The sequence below is a fragment of the Paraburkholderia lebeckiae genome (assembly GCF_050436325.1).
Classification (GTDB): domain Bacteria; phylum Pseudomonadota; class Gammaproteobacteria; order Burkholderiales; family Burkholderiaceae; genus Paraburkholderia; species Paraburkholderia tuberum.
Genome location: NZ_JBNDLZ010000003.1, coordinates 3,991,555 through 4,010,887 on the forward strand (window position 1 = coordinate 3,991,555; position 19,333 = coordinate 4,010,887).

General features: G+C 63.7%; 12 protein-coding genes and 2 pseudogenes. 11 read left to right on the forward strand and 3 right to left on the reverse strand.

Annotation, left to right across the window (positions count from 1 at the left end; translation table 11 throughout):
- Positions 1 to 10: 10 nt before the first annotated feature.
- Positions 11 to 226 (forward strand): hypothetical protein, encoded by a 216-nt coding sequence (locus tag OKW44_RS36420; protein WP_018417477.1) that lies wholly within the window; start codon positions 11 to 13, stop codon positions 224 to 226.
- The gene (hrpA, locus tag OKW44_RS36425) at positions 223 to 4,506 is read left to right on the forward strand and encodes an ATP-dependent RNA helicase HrpA (protein WP_018417478.1); all 4,284 of its coding nucleotides are present in this window, start codon (positions 223 to 225) and stop codon (positions 4,504 to 4,506) included. Before OKW44_RS36420 ends, hrpA begins: the two co-directional genes overlap by 4 nt.
- 87 nt (positions 4,507 to 4,593) lie before the next feature.
- On the opposite strand, the pseudogene OKW44_RS36430 reads toward hrpA, so the two are convergent.
- Positions 4,594 to 5,058: pseudogene (locus OKW44_RS36430) on the reverse strand (YadA family autotransporter adhesin); the annotation flags it as partial.
- Positions 5,059 to 5,635: 577 nt separating this feature from the next.
- On the opposite strand from OKW44_RS36430, the gene OKW44_RS36435 reads away from it, so the two are divergent.
- From OKW44_RS36435 to OKW44_RS36455, 5 genes and pseudogenes are all read left to right on the forward strand, one after another.
- Positions 5,636 to 6,655: a YVTN family beta-propeller repeat protein gene (locus OKW44_RS36435; RefSeq protein WP_018417479.1), complete on the forward strand. Its 1,020-nt coding sequence runs from the start codon at positions 5,636 to 5,638 to the stop codon at positions 6,653 to 6,655.
- A 70-nt stretch (positions 6,656 to 6,725) separates the two neighbouring features.
- Positions 6,726 to 7,724, forward strand: coding sequence for a sterol desaturase family protein (locus tag OKW44_RS36440; RefSeq protein ID WP_018417480.1), 999 nt, complete (start codon positions 6,726 to 6,728; stop codon positions 7,722 to 7,724).
- A 197-nt stretch (positions 7,725 to 7,921) separates the two neighbouring features.
- The gene (locus OKW44_RS36445) at positions 7,922 to 8,755 is read left to right on the forward strand and encodes an EI24 domain-containing protein (RefSeq protein WP_018417481.1); all 834 of its coding nucleotides are present in this window, start codon (positions 7,922 to 7,924) and stop codon (positions 8,753 to 8,755) included.
- A gap of 19 nt (positions 8,756 to 8,774) precedes the next feature.
- Entirely contained in the window at positions 8,775 to 9,614 is an 840-nt protein-coding gene (locus OKW44_RS36450) for a competence/damage-inducible protein A (RefSeq protein WP_018417482.1), read from the forward strand.
- Between the two features lie 527 nt (positions 9,615 to 10,141).
- Positions 10,142 to 10,666: pseudogene (locus OKW44_RS36455) on the forward strand (GH92 family glycosyl hydrolase); the annotation flags it as partial.
- Between the two features lie 204 nt (positions 10,667 to 10,870).
- Here the strand turns inward: OKW44_RS36455 and OKW44_RS36460 are convergent.
- Positions 10,871 to 11,335 (reverse strand): rhodanese-like domain-containing protein, encoded by a 465-nt coding sequence (locus OKW44_RS36460; RefSeq protein ID WP_018417484.1) that lies wholly within the window; start codon positions 11,333 to 11,335, stop codon positions 10,871 to 10,873.
- 454 nt (positions 11,336 to 11,789) lie between these two features.
- Between OKW44_RS36460 and glnA the strand changes: the two genes are divergently transcribed.
- From glnA to OKW44_RS36480, 4 genes are all read left to right on the forward strand, one after another.
- Positions 11,790 to 13,205 carry a type I glutamate--ammonia ligase gene (gene glnA / locus OKW44_RS36465; protein ID WP_018417485.1) on the forward strand — a complete coding sequence of 472 codons (1,416 nt, stop codon included), beginning with the start codon at positions 11,790 to 11,792 and terminating at the stop codon, positions 13,203 to 13,205.
- A 199-nt stretch (positions 13,206 to 13,404) separates the two neighbouring features.
- Positions 13,405 to 14,547 carry a nitrogen regulation protein NR(II) gene (glnL, locus tag OKW44_RS36470; protein WP_018417486.1) on the forward strand — a complete coding sequence of 381 codons (1,143 nt, stop codon included), beginning with the start codon at positions 13,405 to 13,407 and terminating at the stop codon, positions 14,545 to 14,547.
- 36 nt (positions 14,548 to 14,583) lie between these two features.
- Positions 14,584 to 16,122 (forward strand): nitrogen regulation protein NR(I), encoded by a 1,539-nt coding sequence (ntrC, locus tag OKW44_RS36475; RefSeq protein WP_018417487.1) that lies wholly within the window; start codon positions 14,584 to 14,586, stop codon positions 16,120 to 16,122.
- A 140-nt stretch (positions 16,123 to 16,262) separates the two neighbouring features.
- Positions 16,263 to 18,380 carry a prolyl oligopeptidase family serine peptidase gene (locus tag OKW44_RS36480; RefSeq protein ID WP_018417488.1) on the forward strand — a complete coding sequence of 706 codons (2,118 nt, stop codon included), beginning with the start codon at positions 16,263 to 16,265 and terminating at the stop codon, positions 18,378 to 18,380.
- Positions 18,381 to 18,431: 51 nt separating this feature from the next.
- Here OKW44_RS36480 and xth read toward each other — a convergent pair whose 3' ends face one another.
- On the reverse strand, positions 18,432 to 19,208 hold the full coding sequence (gene xth, locus OKW44_RS36485; protein WP_026225289.1) for an exodeoxyribonuclease III: 777 nt from the start codon (positions 19,206 to 19,208) through the stop codon (positions 18,432 to 18,434).
- Positions 19,209 to 19,333: the final 125 nt, after the last annotated feature.

Here is a 19,333-nt window from a genome sequence, read left to right on the forward strand (position 1 = left end):
CCAGCGCAGGATGCGAGACCCGATCAGGCGCGTGACGCGCGTCGAGGGGCGGGCGTGTCTGCGCGAAAGGTGCCGCCTGAAGGGGGCGGTGCAGGTCGAAAAGATCGCGAAGAGCACGCTGGCGCGCGTGACGAACGGCGCGGTGAATCCCGCGATGAATCGGATCAAGCGTCTGGTGCGAAGCGGGGCGGTGGGGCCCGTGGCGAGCAACATGGCGCTTCGTTGAGCGAGCAGCTTGGACAATTCCGTACTGCGCTTCATAACGCGGCCCGCGAGCAGCAGGGCGATCGGCCGCAAAGCGGGCAGCGGGGTGGGCCGCAAAGCGAGCGCCGCAATACGCCTTCGGCCGCGCCTCGCGGTGAGCATGGCCAGCAGGCTCGCGACGAGGGGGTTGAACAGCGTCGTGCGTCTCGCAACGAACAGGGAGATCGCGGGCCACGTAGCGAGCAACGCGAATCTACCCGCGGCGAGCAACGTCACGGATCGCGCGACAAACAATCGGGCGAGCCGCGCAAGGAACCTCGCGCGCCGCGCGAAGCGCGGCCGTCGCGGGTCGTCGAGCCGAATCCGATCCCACCGGTCACGTTCCCCGAAGCGCTTCCTGTCTCCGGTCGTCGCGACGAGATCGCGCGGGCGATCGCGGAGAATCAGGTCGTGATCGTGTCAGGCGAAACCGGCTCGGGCAAGACCACGCAGTTGCCGAAAATCTGCCTCGCGCTGGGCCGTGGTCTCGGTGCCGGCGGCAATGGTCTGATCGGCCATACGCAGCCGCGCCGGATCGCCGCGTCGGCGACCGGGCGGCGTATCGCCGAGGAGCTCGGCACGCCGTTCGGCGAAGTGGTCGGCTATAAGGTGCGCTTCAACGACAACCTCGCGCCGGGCGCATCGGTCAAGCTGATGACCGACGGCATTCTGCTTGCTGAAACGCAGACCGATCCGCTGCTGAATGCCTACGACACGCTGATCATCGACGAAGCACACGAGCGCAGCCTCAACATCGATTTTCTGCTCGGCTACCTGAAGGAGATTCTTCCCAGGCGTCCCGGCCTGAAGCTGATCGTCACCTCGGCGACGATCGACGCCGACCGTTTTGCGCGTCATTTCGGCAGCGACGACAAACCCGCGCCGGTGATCGAAGTGAGCGGCCGGATGTATCCGGTCGAGGTACGTTACCGTCCGGTCGTCGAGGACAGCCCGGCGGTCAAGGCGGCGCAAGGGACCTCCGGTGCAACCTCGTCTGGCCGCGAGCGCCCGAAGACGCAGCGCGAGGCTGATCGTGATCTGATGGAGGCGATCGTCGACGCTGTCGACGAACTGTGCCGCGAAGGCCCCGGCGACGTACTCGTGTTCCTGCCCGGCGAGCGCGAGATTCGCGACGCCGCCGAGGCGCTGCGCAAACATCATCCGCCCCATACGGAGATCCTGCCGCTGTTCGCGCGGCTCTCGGCCGCCGAGCAGGAGCGCGTGTTCCGCGCGTCGAACGCGCGCCGCATCGTGCTCGCGACCAACGTCGCCGAGACTTCGCTGACGGTACCGGGCATCCGCTACGTGGTCGACACCGGCCTTGCGCGCGTGAAGCGCTACTCGTATCGCAACAAGGTCGAGCAGTTGCAGGTCGAGTCGATTTCGCAGGCCGCCGCGAACCAGCGCGCGGGGCGTTGCGGCCGGGTCGCCGATGGCATCTGCATTCGTCTGTATGAGGACAGCGACTTCCAGGGCCGCGCGCGCTTCACCGATCCGGAAATTCTGCGCTCGTCGCTTGCTTCGGTGATTCTGCGCATGAAGTCGCTGCATCTGACGGCGATCGAAACCTTCCCGTTTATCGAACCGCCGCCGGGCCGTGCGATTTCCGATGGCTACCAGTTGCTCAACGAGCTCGGCGCCGTCGACGACGACAACCACCTGACGCCGCTCGGCCGCGAACTCGCGCGACTGCCGCTCGATCCGCGCGTCGGCCGCATGATCCTCGCCGCGCGCGACCAGCAGGCGCTGAAGGAAGTGCTGATCATCGCGAGTGCGCTGTCCGTGCAGGACCCGCGCGATCGCCCGATCGAAGCGCAGGAGCAGGCGGACCAGGCGCATCGCCGGTTCGCCGACGAGCGCTCCGAATTCCTGCAGTGGCTGAAGATCTGGAACTGGTTCGACGAAGCGATCGCGCACAAGAAATCGAACCGGCAGCTGCAGGACGAGTGCCGCAAGAACTTCCTGTCGCAACTGCGGCTGCGCGAATGGCGCGACGTCCACTCGCAACTGCTGACGGTGGTGCGCGAGCACGGCTGGCGGCTGAACGAAGCGGAGGCGACATTCGAGCAGATCCACCTGGCGCTGCTGACCGGTCTGCTCGGCAACATCGGCCTGAAAGCCGACGACGAGCCGTACTACCTCGGCGCGCGCGGCATCAAGTTCTATTTGTGGCCCGGCTCGGCGCTCGTGAAAAAAGCAGGCAAGTGGGTGATGGCCGCCGAGCTCGTCGAAACGAGCCGTCTGTACGCGCGCTGTATCGCGAAAATCGAGCCGGAGTGGGTCGAGAAGGTCGGCGCGCATCTGCTCAAGAAGTCGTTGTCCGAGCCGCATTGGGAAAAGCGCGCGGCGCAGGTGTCCGCGTTCGAGCGCGCGATGCTGTACGGCCTGCCGATCTATCACCGGCGGCGCGTCGCATTCGGCACGCAGGACCCGGCGCGGGCGCGCGAGCTGTTCATTCGCGGTGCGCTCGTCGAAGGCGAGTTCGACACGAAGCTTGCGTTCTTCGCGCACAACCGCAAGTTGCTCGCCGACATCGAGCAGCTCGAGCACAAGTCGCGCCGCCAGGACGTGCTGGTCGACGATGAATTGATCTACGCGTTCTACGATCAGGCGCTGCCGGACGGCATCCATACCGGCGCCGCGTTCGAGCGCTGGTATCGCGACGAGGTCAAAAAGAGTGGCCAGGCGGAGGACAAGCTGCGGCTGTTGTATTTGTCCCGAGACGATCTGATGCGGCACGAGGCGGCGGGTGTCACGACGGATCTGTTCCCTAAGCGGCTGACGATGGCGGGCATCGAGATGGCGCTGACCTATCACTTCGAGCCGGGCACGCCGCGCGACGGCGTGACGCTCGCAGTGCCGCTGTACGCGCTGAACCAGGTCGACGCGCGCCGCTGTGAGTGGCTCGTGCCTGGGATGCTGAAAGAAAAGGCGCAGATGCTGCTGAAGTCGCTGCCGCAAAAGCTGCGTCGGCATTGCGTGCCGCTCCCCGAGTACGCGGCGGGCTTCGCCGAACGGCACGGCGCACAGCGCTTCGGAGGAGGCGGCTTGCTCGAGGCGCTGATCGCCGACCTGCGCGAGCAGACCCAGGTCACGATGAAGCAGTCCGACTTCAAGCTCGAGACGCTGCCCGCGCATCTGTTCATGAACTTCAAGGTCATCGACGAACATGGCCGGCAGCTCGCGATGGGGCGCAATTTGTCGCAACTGCGCGCCGAGCTCGGCGCTCAGGCGCAGCAGCATTTCCAGAAGCTCGTTTCGGGCGCGGCGGGCGCCGCCTTGGCCGACGCGGGCGGCGGCGGTGTTGCGACACCTGCACGCTCTCCAGATCTGGCTCAGAGTGGCGCGTCGCGCGGCAAGGGCGCGGCCGCGCCACAGCCCGCGACACCGGAAGGCGCACCAGCCACCGCGCTGTATGAAAACCTGACCACGTGGAATTTCGGCAAGTTGCCCGAGTTGCTCGAAATTCGCCGTGGTGGTCAGACGCTGTTTGGCTACCCGGCGCTCGTGGACCGTGGCACTCATTGCGACGTCGAGGTGTTCGATTCGCCGGAAGAAGCCGCGCGGATTCATCGGGCGGGCTTGCGTCGGCTCTTCGCGCTGCAGTTGAAGGAGCCGATCAAGTATCTGGAGAAGAATCTGCCGGGCCTGCGCGAAATGGCCATGCAGTTCATGCCGCGCGGCACGCAGGAGGAACTGCGCGATCAGCTGATCGACACCGCACTCGACCGCGCGTGTCTGCAGGATCCGCTGCCCGACGACGATGCGAGCTTCCATGTCCGCCGCGACGAAGGGCGTAGCCGCCTCACATTGCTCGCGCAGGAAATTTCGCGGCTGGTCGGTCAGATACTTGGCGAATACGCGAGCCTGACGAAGAAGCTCCTGCAGGCGAAGCCATTCGCGGCCGCGTACACCGATCTGCAGAATCAGCTCGATGCGCTGATCGGCAAGCGTTTTGTCGTCGATACGCCGTATGCCCAACTCGCACATTTCCCGCGTTATCTGAAGGGGATGGCGCTGCGTATCGACAAGCTGCGCGCGGACGCCATACGCGACGCGCGCCAGTTCGCCGAATTCCAGCCGCTGCTGCAGCACTATCAGCGCGCCGTGTCGCAGCGCGGCGGCGTCGTGGATCCGCGGCTTGCGGAATTCCGCTGGCTGCTCGAGGAATTGCGCATCTCGCTGTTTGCGCAGGAGTTGCGCACCCCGATGCCGGTTTCGGTGAAGCGCCTGCACAAGGTGTGGGAGTCGATGCAGCGCTAAAGCCAGGGCGCTCGCTCGCGGACGCTGGACACTGGATGTGCACCGCGGCCGATGAGCGGGCCCGCGCACCGGTGCGCGCGGGGTACGCTGCGACACGCTGATCGCGAGCGCAGATTGACCGCCGTACGTGCCCTCGCCATGGCGACCATGCCGTGTCCCGGCAGGACCGCTTGCGGCAAAGCTGCCATCGCGAGCGCCGATGCCGTGCTCCCGTAGCAGTCCCGACGGGCGGAGCGGATCTGGTCGTCGGTATAGCGGTTCGACGCGCTGATCGCGCCGCTCACGCTTTGCTGCAACTGATTGACGTTGACCGCGTCGGTGCCTCGCACGCCGGCCGCGACGTTGGCGATCTGGCGTTCCTGGCCCGCCGCGCCAACCGATACCGTGTTAGCTCGGTCGCGCGTTCGCCCCGGCCGCAATCGCGTGCGCGCCGGACGCCTGCGCGCTCTCAGTCGCGCTATCGCCTGCCGCGCTGAACAACGCGTCGGTCGAGCCGATCGTCGCGTTATTGATCGCGCCTTCGAGCGCCGCGTTCAGCTGACCGAGGTTCATTAATTAAAAATCCTCCGCATTATTGGAGTTAGTGGCACGCAGCGCGTATTCCGACTTTGACGTGATGTTATTGCGTGGTTTTGAAAATATTGAAAATACAAAAACGCCGGTCATTGGTAAGGCTTGCGTTATTTGGTCGAGCGCGCGTCGGCCCGGCGATATACGCTCGGGTTTCATGGGAGAGGCGCTACCGGGGCGGCGCGTATGGAGAATTCTCCGCTGTCCGCGTGCAATTCAGATATCAGCAAACTCCGAAATTCAATCGGGCTAAAAAATATATTAATACGGCTAGGTTTTTATTGATAAGGAAAGAGGAGTATTCTTATTGCTCCCGCTAATCATTTGCGCGATTTTAACGTGTGGCTGATGCATGATTGGCCCTGACAGGGAGAGCACATTGATTCCTCGCTCGAAAACCCGCGGCGCGAGCATCAAACCGGACGTGGCAGACGAAACCTCCCGCTCGCGGCCGCGCTTCATCGCACCCGTCATTTTTCGGTCGTCGCCAGTGACTTACGTCAACCGCCCGGACCGGCAAACGTTCTACAATGACCGTTGTTCTCCGAAGCGAGTTTTCATGCGTAAATTTTTTCTTCCCGGCTTGAGTGCCACGTTCGCCGCGACCGCGGTGCTGGTCGCCGCCGCAGGCTTTTTTTCTCCAGCGGCGCACGCCAATAACGTGATCGTGCTCAATTCCGGCGAGGCCACGCTGAGCCTGATCGACGAGAACAGCCGCCAGGTCATTGGCACCGTGCCCACGGGCAAGGAACCGCATCACCTGATGGCCACGCCGGACAATTCCTCGCTGATCGTCGCCAATTCGGTGTCGAACAACCTGATGTTCGTCGATCCGAAAACGGGGCAGTTACAGCGTTGGGTCGAGAACATCGAAGATCCCTATCAAATCGGGTTTTCGCCTGATCGCAAGTGGCTCGTCACTACGGGACTGCGGCTCGACCGACTCGACATCTATCACTACGACAACCAGAAAAACCAGATGACGCTGGCTTCACGGCTACCGCTCGCGGTGATGCCGAGCCACATGGCGTTCTCGAATGACAGCAAGACGGTGTTCGTCTCGCTGCAGATCTCGGGCGAGCTCGCCGCCATCGACCTGCCCACGCAAACCGTCAAATGGAAGATGAAGGTCGGCAAGGTGCCCGCGGGTCTGTGGATGACGCCGGGGGAAAAGTACCTGCTCGTCGGCATGACCGGCGAGGACTGCGTCGCCGTGGTGGACTGGCGCAACCAGAAGGTCGTCAAGACGATTCACACGGGCAAGGGCGCTCACAATTTCCGCTCGCTCGCCGACGGCAAGCATGTCGCGGTGTCTAACCGCGTCGCTAGCACGATCAGCATCATCGACGAAGACACGCTCACCAACGTCGGCGACATCACCGGCCTGATGCCGGGACCGGACGATATGGAACTTTCCGCCGACAAACGCTATCTGTGGGTTACCTTCCGCTTCGCGAAGCACGTTGGCATCATCGATCTCAACACGCGCAAGCTGATCCAGACGATTGCGGTGGGCCGCTCGCCGCACGGCATCTATTTCTTCAACCGCGCGCCGGTGACGGCGCCGAACGGTGCGTGAGGGGCCTGAGGGCACCAGAGCAGAGCCAGGGCGCCATGAGCCATCAAGGATGAAGTAACAGGCCAGCATCATGTTCCATCTGATTTTCTCCTCACTCGACAGCTTCGTTTCAGCCGTGCAGACGTGGCTGTACGTCGACGTGGTGCAGCCGCTGCTGTTCCGGTTCAATCTGATGGACTACGACGAGGACACCTACGACAGCCTGTACTGGGTCATCGTCGGTGTGCTCGAGGTGCTCGCGATGTACGCGATCCTGCGTCCGCTCGAGGCGCTGCGCCCGGCCGAGCAATGGGAGAACCGCAAGGCCGTGCGCGTCGACGTGCTGTACACGTGGATAGCCAAGCTCGGCATTCTGAACCTGTTCTTTTTCTTCGCGATGCAACCGCTCTTCGACAACGTGCAAGGCTGGCTGCGGCTGCACGGCATCGCGAACCTGAACTTCGACAACCTGTGGCCCGGCGTGACCACGCAGCCGCTCGTCACATTCGTCATGTACCTGCTCGTGCTCGATTTCGCCGGCTACTGGTATCACCGCTGGCAGCACCGCTTCGGCGTGTGGTGGGAACTGCATGCGGTACACCATAGTCAGCGGCAGATGTCGCTGTGGTCCGACGATCGCAACCATCTGCTCGACGATCTGCTGCAGGCGTCGTTTTTCGCGATGATCGCGCTCGCAATCGGTGTGCCGCCGTCGCAGTTCGTCGTGCTGGTTGCGATCACGAATCTCGCGCAAAGCGTGCAGCACGCGAACATCCGCCTGTATTACGGCTGGCTCGGCGAGCGGCTGCTCGTCAGCCCGGCGTTCCACCGCCGTCACCACGCGATCGGGTACGGTCATGAAGGGCTCAATTACGGTTGCAATTTCGGCGTGCTGTTCCCGTGGTGGGACATGTTGTTCCGCAGCGTGTCGTGGAGCCGCGATATGGAGCCGACCGGTATCAGCGATCAGCTCGAAGGCCGCCGCTATGGCGATGGATTCTGGGCGCAGCACTGGTTCGCCTTCGTGCGCATCGCGCATCGCCTCGTATCGAAGCGCCGCGCACCCGGCAACGACACCGCTGCCGTTTGAGTCGATTCAGAGTCGGTTCAGAGTCCATTGCGGATCCATTCGAGCGCGCACTCCGCCGCGCTGCTCACTTCCGCCGGCGGCGCGTCCCTTGGTTTATGCTGTGCACGTTCGAGCGCACCCTCCAGTGCCCCAGCTTGCCTGGCCCGCGCGCGGCGCGTTTTTCCCGTCCATCGTTTCGTTCGCAGGCACTGGCTCGCATGAATGATCTGTTGCGCTCGTTTGGGCGCGCGCTCGCAAGCGCGTTGCATCCGCGCATGCTCTGGCTGACCTTCAAACCGTTTTTCGTCGCGACGGTCGGCTGGGGCGTACTCCTGTGGTTCTTCTGGCAGACGCTGACCGGCGCGACGCGCACCTGGCTCGACGACTGGTCCTTCACCGCCACGCTTTATCATCTGTTCGACGTGCTCGGTTTTTCGACGCTGCACGCGGTCATCGCGCCGTTCATCGTGATCGCGATGGCGATCCCGCTGATCGTCGTCACGGTGCTGCTGCTGATCGCCATGCTGTCGATGCCAGCCGTGATCCGCTTTCTCGCGGCCCGCCAGTTCGCCGGGCTGGAGATGCGCCACGGCGGAACGTGGTACGGTAGCCTCGGTCAGGCGCTCTGGACCACGCTGCTGTGTCTCGCGCTGCTGATCGTCACGTTGCCGCTGTGGCTCGTGCCGCCGTTCTTCGCGTTGATTCCGCCGCTGCTGTGGGGATGGCTCACGTATCGCGTGATGACCTACGATGCGCTCTCGTTGCATGCGACGCGCGACGAGCGGCGCGAACTGGTGCGGCGCCACCGGCTGCCGTTGCTGCTGATCGGTATCGTGAGCGGCCTGCTAGGTTCGCTGCCGACGCTGTTGTGGGCGTCGTCGGTATGGCTGATTGTGCTGTTCCCGGTGATCACGACGGTGACGATCTGGATTTACGCGTTCATCCTCGTGTTCTCGGCGCTATGGTTCGGCAACTACTGCCTGCGCGCGCTGCAGCGCATGCGGGCGGAAGCGCCTGGCGGCGCGCGCGAGGTCGCGCCGGTTCCCTATTGATCAAACGAAAGAGGCGGCAATGGCATTTGGCGTCATCATCATCGGCGATGAAATCCTGTCGGGCAGACGCGTCGACAAGCATCTGCCGAAGGTCATCGAGTTGCTCCGCGGGCGCGGGCTGTCGCTCGGCTGGGCGGAGTACATCGGCGACGATCCGGAGCGCATCACGGCGACGCTGCGGCGCACGTTCGCGTCGGGCGACATCGTGTTCTCGACGGGCGGTATCGGCGCGACACCGGACGACCACACGCGCCAGTGCGCGGCGGCCGCGCTCGGCGTGCCGCTCGAGCTGCATCCGGAAGCCGCGAAGCTGATCCAGGAGCGTATCCGCGACATGTATCCCGCGAACTCGCCGGCGCCTCTCGATCTGAACTCGCCCGAAAACCGGCATCGCCTGAATATGGGCACGTACCCGCAGGCCGCCGATATCATTCCGAACGGCTACAACAAGATTCCGGGCTTTTCGATCCGCCAACACCATTTCGTGCCGGGTTTCCCGGTGATGGCCTGGCCGATGATCGAATGGGTGCTCGACACGCAGTACGCGCATCTGCATCACACGACGCCGCACGCTGAAAAATCGCTGCTGGTGTTCGAGTTGCCGGAGTCGCGCGTGACGCCGCTGATGGAGAAAATCGAGCGCGATTTTCCGGGCGTGCGGGTGTTCAGCCTGCCGAGCGTCGGGGATGCGGAGCGGGGCGGCGTGTATGCGCGGCATCACATCGATCTGGGTGTGAAGGGCGAGCCGGAAGCCGTCGCCGCGGCGTTCGTGAAGCTGCGAGAGGGGGTGCATCTGCTCGGTGGCGATATCGTCGAGCCTGAAGCGGCGGCAGCGGCCACGGGTAAGCCGCGAAGCTGAGCGGGCGACAGCGGTCCGCCGGGCAGCTGTAGTGTACGACCCGCGCAGTTCAGGATGTCGGCGCCGCGCGCGCATGCAGCTTCAACGCACATCGACATGCGCGCGGCGCGGGGCCGGCAACTCCGCGCAACTAACCGCCGCTTCTTCTGCGTGCCTCTAGATGCGACTCATCGTCGGCATTCAAGTATCTCTACGGGCATTGCTAAATAAAATTCGTTATGCATAACCGGGCATTCCTCAAGACCCGGTTCATTCCATTGCCTCGATTAATCCAAGAATTGGATATTCCATCGCGAATTTTAGTTTGTTTAGTAAATTAAAATAAACTTAAATCGGAATGGATAATCGATTGGACGCAATTCGAATCGCTTTTATAGCACGGCCTCCGTTCATTGAGCCGATTGTCAAACGATAATCGCGACGACTAAACGGATGACTAAACAATACTCAGGAGGCAGCCGTGATAGATATACGCCATCCTTCGTCGCTTTGCTTATTACGGGTGCTTTGACGGGTTGTGGAGCAGCGCGGCGGACGCACCCCCTTCGTATGGTGTGCCGCTCGCGCGGAATGTGGCCGACGCTTTCAACAACCACGGCATCGGCAGCGACGGCAGCACCGATACCGAAGGTCGGGGTGCGGACTTCGACGGCTCGCTGTGCAGCTACTCGTCGCAGGCCTTGACGGCGGCGGGCGCGGCGCCGGGCAAACCGTTCTCCTTCGGTGGCGCGAGCTTCGTCTTGTCTGGCGGTCCGCTCGATAACGCGGTGGCGGTGGGGCAGGCCATCGCGATGCCGCCCGGCACGACCAAACCTTTCACGCTCTCGTTCGACGACTGGACGCTCAATGGTGGCGGTGCGGCGCCGGTGGACCCGATCGCGTCGACGACGAGCTATCGCAATGCCGGCGACGGCAGCAACGACGGCGTCAAGACCTATCCGTTCGCGCAGAGCGTGCCACTGTCGCCGGGCAAGCTCGTGGCGAGCGTCACGTTGCCGAAACAGGTCAGCGCAGGCAAGTTGCACGTGTTCGGGATTTCGGCCGCGCCCTGAACACAATGGAGCGCCGCGTGCGCGGCGCTCGACGAAACAAGCGGTCCGCGCCTGAGGGTTGGGTTGGCGCGAACCGCGACATCGCAGTGTCACAACCCGCGCCGACGATGCAATCAATGCGTGGTCGGCGCGAATCGTTTCAATCGGCCTGCTTCAGCGCCGCGCCACGGGCTTGCGCAGATGCGGGCAGTGCGCCACGCGCCATCAGGCTCCGATCCACGGCAAGCCGCGAAAACACCATCCCGACACCGTCTTCCGATGCCCCTGGCTGTCCTTGTCGCCTTCGAAGCCTTCCAGCAGGTCATACGCCTTCGTGAAGCCGGCCTGGGTCGCGGCGATCGCGGCGAGCTTCGAGCGCGCGGCGCTGCGGCACAGGAACAGCACCGGCGTACCGGGCGAGGCGACCTGCGCGAGTTGCTGCACGAATTCCTGATTGGGCACCGCGCCCGGATAGCGCGTCCATTCGACATGCGCGTATTGGCCATCACCGATCACCGGCCGGCCGACCCAATCGAGCTCGGCGCGGGTACGCACGTCGACGAGACGCGTGCGCGGATCGAGTTCCAGCAGTTCGAACGCCTCGGCCGGCGATACCGCGCCCGCGTAGGGCAGTTGGTTCTCGGTGCGGCGGGCGTCCGCCTTCGCGTAAAGTTGTTCGAGCGTGCTCATGAGCGTCAACTCCTTCGGACCAAATGATTATTCTAGCGCGCGGCAGGCAGCGCACGGACCTGTGTAGACTGGACGGCGCCGGACAGTCGACGGGCAGCGCCCCAATCTCGATGCGCGAATATGGTGCATTTCTCGCTGAATGCACCAAAATGGTAGAGAGCGCCGTTTCCAAAGCGGTGAATGCACGAAATGGGTGCGTCGCAGTGCCCGCACGTTTGTTTGCGACGCGGCTCGCGCCTCGTGCGTGGCCGGCAAATCCAAGCGGCGCAGTGGTGTGCGCCGGATTGGCCCGCCCGGGCCCAGACGTGGCACACTATCTGCTTTATTGGTGCCGATCGATTTTGCCCGGCAGAATTTTCCGCCCTGCGACGCCATATGGGTGGACGTTCCGGGACGGGTCAGCTAGATTGGGCGGCGGCTGAATCCGCCGAAATTGTTAATCAGGAGATAGGTTATGAGTAAATCCGTGGCCGACGTCATTCAACTCGTCAAAGACGAAGACGTCAAGTTTGTCGACTTCCGTTTCACCGACACGCGCGGCAAGGAGCAACACGTTTCGGTGCCGGTGTCGGCGTTCGATGAAGACAAGTTCGAAAGCGGCCATGCGTTTGACGGTTCGTCGATTGCCGGCTGGAAGGGCATCGAAGCATCGGACATGTTGCTGGTCCCGGACGCGAACACCGCCTTCATCGACCCGTTCTACGAAGAATCGACCCTCGTGCTGACCTGTGACGTCGTCGAACCGGCTGACGGCAAAGGCTACGAGCGCGACCCGCGCTCGCTCGCGAAGCGCGCCGAAGCGTACCTGAAGAACTCGGGCCTCGGCGACACCGCGTACTTCGGTCCGGAACCGGAATTCTTCATTTTCGACTCGGTCCAGTGGAATACGGATCAGTCGGGCTGCTTCATCAAGATCGGTTCGGAAGAAGCACCGTGGTCGTCAGCGAAGGAATTCGAAGGCGGCAACACCGGTCACCGTCCGGGCACCAAGGGCGGCTACTTCCCGGTCGCGCCGGTCGACTCGTTCCAGGACATCCGCTCGGAAATGTGTCTGCTGCTCGAACAGATCGGCATTCCGGTCGAAGTGCACCACCACGAAGTGGCGGGCCAGGGCCAGAACGAAATCGGCACCAAGTTCTCGACGCTCGTGCAGCGCGCCGACTGGCTGCAGCAGATGAAGTACGTCATCCACAACGTCGCGCACACGTACGGCAAGACGGCGACATTCATGCCGAAGCCGGTCGTCGGCGATAACGGTTCGGGCATGCACGTCCACCAGTCGATCTGGAAGGACGGCCAGAACCTGTTCGCGGGCAATGGCTACGCGGGTCTGTCGGAATTCGCGCTGTTCTACATCGGCGGCATCATCAAGCACGCTCGCGCGCTGAACGCGATCACGAACCCGGGTACGAACTCGTACAAGCGTCTCGTGCCGCACTTCGAAGCTCCGGTCAAGCTCGCCTACTCGGCTCGCAACCGTTCGGCATCGATCCGTATTCCGCACGTCTCGAACCCGAAGGGCCGCCGTATCGAAACGCGCTTCCCGGATCCGCTGGCGAATCCGTACCTGTGCTTCTCCGCGCTGATGATGGCGGGTCTGGACGGCGTGCAGAACAAGATTCACCCGGGCGAAGCCGCCGACAAGAACCTGTACGACCTGCCGCCGGAAGAGGATGCAAAGATCCCGACCGTGTGCGCGGGCCTCGACCAGGCGCTCGACTCGCTCGACGCGGACCGCGAGTTCCTGACGCGCGGTGGCGTGTTCACGGATGCGATGCTCGACGCGTACATCGAACTGAAGACGACAGAACTGCAGCGTTATCGTCAGTCGGTGCACCCGATCGAATTCGAAATGTACTACTCGCTGTAAGCGGCCATGGCGCTTCGCCCGTCACCCGGCGAAGCGCTTTGCCCGACGCTCGCGATCGGTCACAAAGGGACGGCGGCGCCGTCCCTTTTTTGTTAGGCCGTACGCACGGCCGGCCGCGCGCAGGCAACCCGGCATTCGGTGAAGCACAATAAAGCAGCACTCCTGATTTATCACCATCTCCTACCGGCCAGACTGCAAGATGGTTCTGAAGAATCTGATCAAGGCAAGGAAAGGACACGAACAGACGCTGTCGGATGACGTGCAGCTCGTGAGCTCCGGTTTGCTGCCCGGTTTCGAGGCGCTGCCGACCGTCGTGCTGGTGCTCGAAAAGCGCACGCTGCGCGTCGCGTTCGCGAATCCGTCGGCGGAATCGATGCTCGAGATGTCTCGCAAGCAACTCACGCAGATGGCGTGGCCAGACATCTTCTCGAACGCGGACGAACTGGTCGCGACGATCACCGCGATCGCCGCGCACCGTTTTCACGCGACGCATCTGGACGCCGTGCTCGAGCGTCCCGGCCACGAGCCGCTGCACGTGCATGCGATCGTCGGTTTTCTGGAAAGCGCGCAGGACTACGTGTTGCTCGAACTGTTCGAGAACGAGCGGCATCTGCGCACCGACCGCGAAGAGCGCATCAACGACCTGACGGCCGTCAACAAGCATCTGATCCGCAATCTCGCGCACGAAATCAAGAATCCGCTGGGCGGGATTCGCGGCGCCGCGCAACTGCTGGAGTTCGAACTCGGCGAACGTCAGCGCGACGAGTTGCGCGAGTACACCCAGGTCATCATCAAGGAGTCGGACCGTCTGCAGACGCTGGTCGACCGCTTGCTCGAACCACACCGGCATCCGCACATCGTCGGCGACGTGAATATTCACGAGGTGTGCGAGCGCGTGCGTCAGGTGATTCTCGCGGAGTTTCCGCGCGGCCTGACGATCGAGCGCGATTACGACGTCAGCGTGCCGGATCTGCGCGGCGACAAGGAGCAGCTGATCCAGGCGCTGCTGAACATCGTGCGCAATGCGGCCGAGGCGTTGCGCGAGCGGATCTCGCAGGGTGATGCGCGCATCGAATTGCGTACGCGCGTGGCGCGCAAGGTCACGATTTCAAAACGCCTGTGCAAGCTGGCATTGGACTTGCATATCATCGACAACGGCCCAGGCATTCCCGAAGAGATTCGCGACCGCATTTTCTACCCGCTCGTGTCGGGGCGCGACGACGGCAGCGGTCTCGGTCTCACACTAGCGCAGACCTTCGTGCAGCAGCACGAAGGTCTGATCGAAGTGGACAGCCGGCCGGGCCATACCGAGTTTCAGATTCTGCTGCCGCTCGACCTCTAGATAACACAAGCACCTCAAGACTTCTGACCGACCTATATGAAGCCGATCTGGATAGTAGACGACGATCAATCAATTCGCTGGGTGCTCGAGAAAGCGCTGGCTCGCGAGAACTTCGCGACGCGCAGCTTCGCGAACGTGCGCGAAGCGTCGGCCGCGCTCGATCACGACAGCCCGCAGGTGCTGGTCTCCGATATCCGCATGCCTGGCGGCTCCGGGCTGGAACTGCTGCAAACCGTACGCGACAAGGTGCCGGGCTTGCCGGTCATCATCATGACCGCGTTCTCGGATCTCGATAGCGCGGTCGCCGCATTCCAGGGCGGCGCGTTCGAGTATCTGGCGAAGCCGTTCGACGTCGACAAGGCCGTCGAGCTGATTCGCCGCGCGGTCGACGAAAGCATGCGCGGCGAGCAGACGTGGGACGAGCGCGTCGCCGAAGCGCCCGAGATGCTCGGCCAGGCGCCCGCGATGCAGGACATGTTTCGCGCGATCGGCCGCCTGTCGCATTCGGCGGCCACCGTGCTCATTACGGGCGAATCAGGCACCGGGAAGGAACTGGTCGCGCGTGCGTTGCACCGACATAGCCCACGCGCGAATGGCCCCTTCATCGCGTTGAACACGGCCGCGATTCCGAAGGATTTGCTGGAGTCCGAACTGTTCGGTCATGAGCGCGGGGCGTTCACCGGCGCGCAGGCGATGCGCCAGGGACGCTTCGAGCAGGCCGAGAACGGCACGCTGTTTCTCGACGAAATCGGCGACATGCCGTTCGATCTGCAGACGCGTCTGTTGCGCGTACTGTCGGACGGGCAGTTCTATCGCGTGGGCGGCCACAATCCGTTGCGCGCGAATGTGCGGGTGATCGCGGCGACGCACCAGAATCTCGAATCGCGCGTGCGGCAGGGACTGTTTCGCGAGGACCTGTATCACCGTCTGAACGTGATCCGTCTGCGCTTGCCCGCGTTGCGCGAGCGCAACGAGGATATCCCGCTGCTGACGCGGCATTTCCTGCAAAAGAGTGCGCGCGATCTCGGCGTCGAACCGAAGCGCGTGTCCGAGGAGGCGCTCGCGTATCTCGCGTCGCTGCCGTTTCCGGGCAACGTGCGACAACTCGAGAATCTCGCGAACTGGCTCACGGTGATGGCCCCCGCGCAGACGATCGAAATCAAGGATCTGCCGCCCGATCTCGGTCCCGCGCACGGCGGCGGGAGCGAGCTTGGTGCGGGCGCCGCTGTTGGCGCGACGACGGATGGCACCGTGGCGACCAATGCGGGAATCGCGGGCGGCGTGCCGCTCGCTGGCACGAGCGGCGGCGCGCTCGTGCATCCGGGTGGGGCGGCCGGTGCGTCGGTCGCCACCGCGCTGAGCGCATGGGAAGGCGGCTTGCGCACCGAAGTGGCGCGCATGCTGCGCGAGAACGCGGCCGACGTGATGGACGAACTCGCGCGCCGCTTCGAAGCGGCCGTGATCCGCGAGGCGCTCGACTTCACGCGCGGCCGCAAGGTCGAGGCGGCCGAGCGGCTCGGCATCGGGCGCAATACGATTACGCGCAAGATTCAGGAGCTCAATCTGGAGCCATGACGCGCTCGGTCTGAGCGATGCTGCATGGCAGGCGGGGGCGGCTCAGGCCGCCTTCGTCGTTTTTGCATCGCGCCCCGCGGCAAACCGTCAACCACCGGACACGAGGCATAATCAACGCTGTTCCGATCCAACAGCCGACGATGCCAGCTTCTTCAGCTTCTCCCGCCCCGTTCGAGTGGCCGCTTTCCCCCGATCCTTTCCTGTCGCTCGAAGAGCTGTACGACGCTGACGCACTCGCATGGGTCGACGCGCAGAATGCGCGCACCCGCGTGGCGTGGTGCAGCGGCGAGTCGTTCGACACGCTCAGACGGCGGCTTGCCGATGCCTATCTGCCGCGCGAGCGTCCGGTGATTCCGGATCGCTGGAAGGACTGGGCCTACGATTTATGGCAGGACGAGCGCAATCCGCGCGGTATCTGGCGACGCACCGCGTGGGCCGCATGGCGCAACGGCGCGCCGGTGTGGCAGAACCTGCTCGACTTCGACGCGCTCGGCGCGGCCGAAGGCACGCCGTGGGTGTGCGTCGATCTCGATATCCTTTATCCGGACGGCGACCGCGCGCTGATCACGATGTCGCCGGGCGGTTCGGATGCGCTCGTCGTGCGCGAGTTCGATCTCGACGCGCGGCGTTTCGTCGACGATGGCTTCGCGATTGCGAAGGCGGGCAAGCACACGGCGTCGTGGATCGATCGCGATACGCTGTACGTCGGCTGGGACAATGGGCGCAAGACGCTGACGCGCTCCGGTTATCCGCGCGACGTGCGGCGCTGGACCCGCGGTACCGCGCTCGCCGATGCGCCCGTCGTGTTTCGCGGCGAGTTTGGCGACATCGGCGTGGAGGCGCATTACGATCCGGTCGATCGCCGGCATACGGTGACGAGCAGCGTCGACTTTTTCGATTCGCACACGTATTACCTCGACGACGCTAGCGACGCCTGGCATCGTTACGAAGTGCCGTCGCACGTCGCGGTGGGGGCGTGGCATGGCTGGCTGTTGGTCGAGCCGCGGCTCGATTGGGAATGCGAGTGGGAGGGCAATCTCGCGCGCTATCCGGGCGGCGCGCTACTCGCGATTCGCGAGGACGCGTTTCTGCGCGGCGAGCGCGATGTGACGCCGCTCTTCACGCCGACGCCGCTGACCTCGGCCTGCGAGTGGTCGCATACGCGCCATCATCTGATCGTGTCGTATCTCGACGACGTGCGCGGCAAGACGCTGATCTGGACGCCGTCGCAGCGCGAGGACGGCACGTGGCAGTGGCGTGAGCGCGTGTTCGCGTCGCGCGGCGATGCGCAGGTCGACGTGTCTCCGGTCGAGTCGATACTGAACGACGAAGTGTTCGTCGACACCGACGATTATCTGCAACCGCCCGCCTACTGGCTCTCCGATCTCGCGCTCGAGGAGCCCGACGAATGGGAGTTGCTCGACCGTTGGCCGACGCAGTTCGACGCGACGCGCGTTGTGGTGACGCGCGGACATGCGGTATCGGCCGATGGCACGCGCGTACCGTACACGGTGATTGGGCCGAAGGAAGCGCTGTCATCGCCGGGCGATGACAGCCCGACGCGCCCATGTCTGCTGAGCGGCTACGGCGGCTTCGCGATTCCGCTGCTGCCGTGCTATCTGACGGGGCAGGGCATCGGCTGGCTCGAACGCGGCGGCGTGTACGTGGTCGCGCATATTCGCGGCGGCGGCGAATTCGGCACGCGCTGGCACACGGCGGCGCAAGGCGAGCATCGCCAGCGCGCGTTCGATGATTTCATCGCGGTCGCCGAGGCGCTGATCGCGACCGGCGTGACGAGCGCCGCACAGCTTGGCATTCAGGGCGGCAGCAACGGCGGTCTGCTGGTGGCCGCCTGCATGGTGCAGCGGCCGCAGCTATTCGGCGCGGTCGTCTGCGAGGTGCCGTTGCTCGATATGAGCCGCTATCACCTGCTGCATGCGGGCGCCTCGTGGATCGACGAGTACGGCGACCCCGATGAACCCGATGAAGCGCGCTCGCTCGCCGCGTATTCGCCGTATCACAACCTCGCGGCGGGTGTCGCGTATCCGCCGGTGCTATTCACGACGTCGACCGCCGACGATCGCGTGCATCCCGGCCATGCGCGCAAAATGGCCGCGCGCATGCAGGCGCTTGGCGCGCAGCACGTGTGGTATCGGGAGAATACGGAAGGCGGCCACGGCGGCTCCGATGAGTTGGAGCAGGCCGAGCATGATGCGATGGTGTTCGGGTTCTTGTGGGGTGTGCTGGGCGGCGCTTGAAGCAATAGGGAAGCGAGGCAGCGCTGCCTCATTTCATCGCTGGATGCCGGATCAACCCAGCTGCGCGAACACTGGCGCGTGATCCGACGGCTGCTCCCACTTGCGCGGCACCTTGTCGATGTCGCACGCCGAGCAGATGTCGGCCAATGCCTTCGACAGCAGGATGTGATCGATGCGCAGTCCCGCGTTGCGACGGAACGCCATCATCCGGTAGTCCCACCACGAATAGATTTTTTCCTGCTGCTCGAACTGGCGGAACGCATCGAGCAGGCCGAGGCCGATCAGCCGCACGAACGCCGCGCGTTCCTCGGGCGACACCAGATTCTGACCTTCCCATGCCTTCGGATCGTGCACGTCGCGATCGTCGGGCGCGATGTTGTAGTCGCCGAGCAAGGCGAGCTTCGGATGCAGCGTCATCTCGGTTGCGAGCCAGTCGTGCAGCGCGTCGAGCCAGCGCAGCTTGTACGCGAACTTGTCGGTGCCGGGCGCCTGGCCGTTGGGGAAATACGCGGAGATGATGCGCACGCCGTCGATGGTTGCCGCGATCACGCGCTGCTGCGGGTCCTCGAAACCGGGGATGTTGCGCACGATGCTGCTTTCGTCGACGTTCAAACCTTCGCGCACCAGAATGCCGACACCGTTATAAGTTTTCTGACCCGCGTACCAGCATCGATAGCCGACCGCCTCGAGTTCGGCGCGCGGAAATTTTTCGTCGGGAAGCTTCAGCTCCTGCAGGCACAGCACGTCGGTGCCGCTGCTCGCGAGCCAGTCGATGACGTGCTGCTGGCGGACTTTGAGGGAGTTGACGTTCCAGGTGGCGATTTTCATCAGTTGCACAAATTGTTGATTTTCAATAAATATTTGACTCGATATGGTCGTGATATATGTATCGACATACTCATTTCACGAGTGGTGTTCCGTTACTCAAGAGTCACACGCGATGCCAGTCCGGC

Bases quoted from the DNA above. Each gene is read 5' to 3' on its own strand.
- OKW44_RS36435 (WP_018417479.1), top strand. From the start codon at position 5,636: ATGCGTAAATTTTTTCTTCCCGGCTTGAGTGCCACGTTCGCCGCGACC.
- xth (WP_026225289.1), bottom strand. From the start codon at position 19,208: ATGAAAATCGCCACCTGGAACGTCAACTCCCTCAAAGTCCGCCAGCAG.
- OKW44_RS36420 (WP_018417477.1), top strand. From the start codon at position 11: ATGCGAGACCCGATCAGGCGCGTGACGCGCGTCGAGGGGCGGGCGTGT.
- OKW44_RS36460 (WP_018417484.1), bottom strand. From the start codon at position 11,335: ATGAGCACGCTCGAACAACTTTACGCGAAGGCGGACGCCCGCCGCACC.
- glnL (WP_018417486.1), top strand. From the start codon at position 13,405: ATGGTTCTGAAGAATCTGATCAAGGCAAGGAAAGGACACGAACAGACG.
- OKW44_RS36450 (WP_018417482.1), top strand. From the start codon at position 8,775: ATGGCATTTGGCGTCATCATCATCGGCGATGAAATCCTGTCGGGCAGA.
- OKW44_RS36445 (WP_018417481.1), top strand. From the start codon at position 7,922: ATGAATGATCTGTTGCGCTCGTTTGGGCGCGCGCTCGCAAGCGCGTTG.
- OKW44_RS36440 (WP_018417480.1), top strand. From the start codon at position 6,726: ATGTTCCATCTGATTTTCTCCTCACTCGACAGCTTCGTTTCAGCCGTG.
- glnA (WP_018417485.1), top strand. From the start codon at position 11,790: ATGAGTAAATCCGTGGCCGACGTCATTCAACTCGTCAAAGACGAAGAC.
- ntrC (WP_018417487.1), top strand. From the start codon at position 14,584: ATGAAGCCGATCTGGATAGTAGACGACGATCAATCAATTCGCTGGGTG.
- OKW44_RS36480 (WP_018417488.1), top strand. From the start codon at position 16,263: ATGCCAGCTTCTTCAGCTTCTCCCGCCCCGTTCGAGTGGCCGCTTTCC.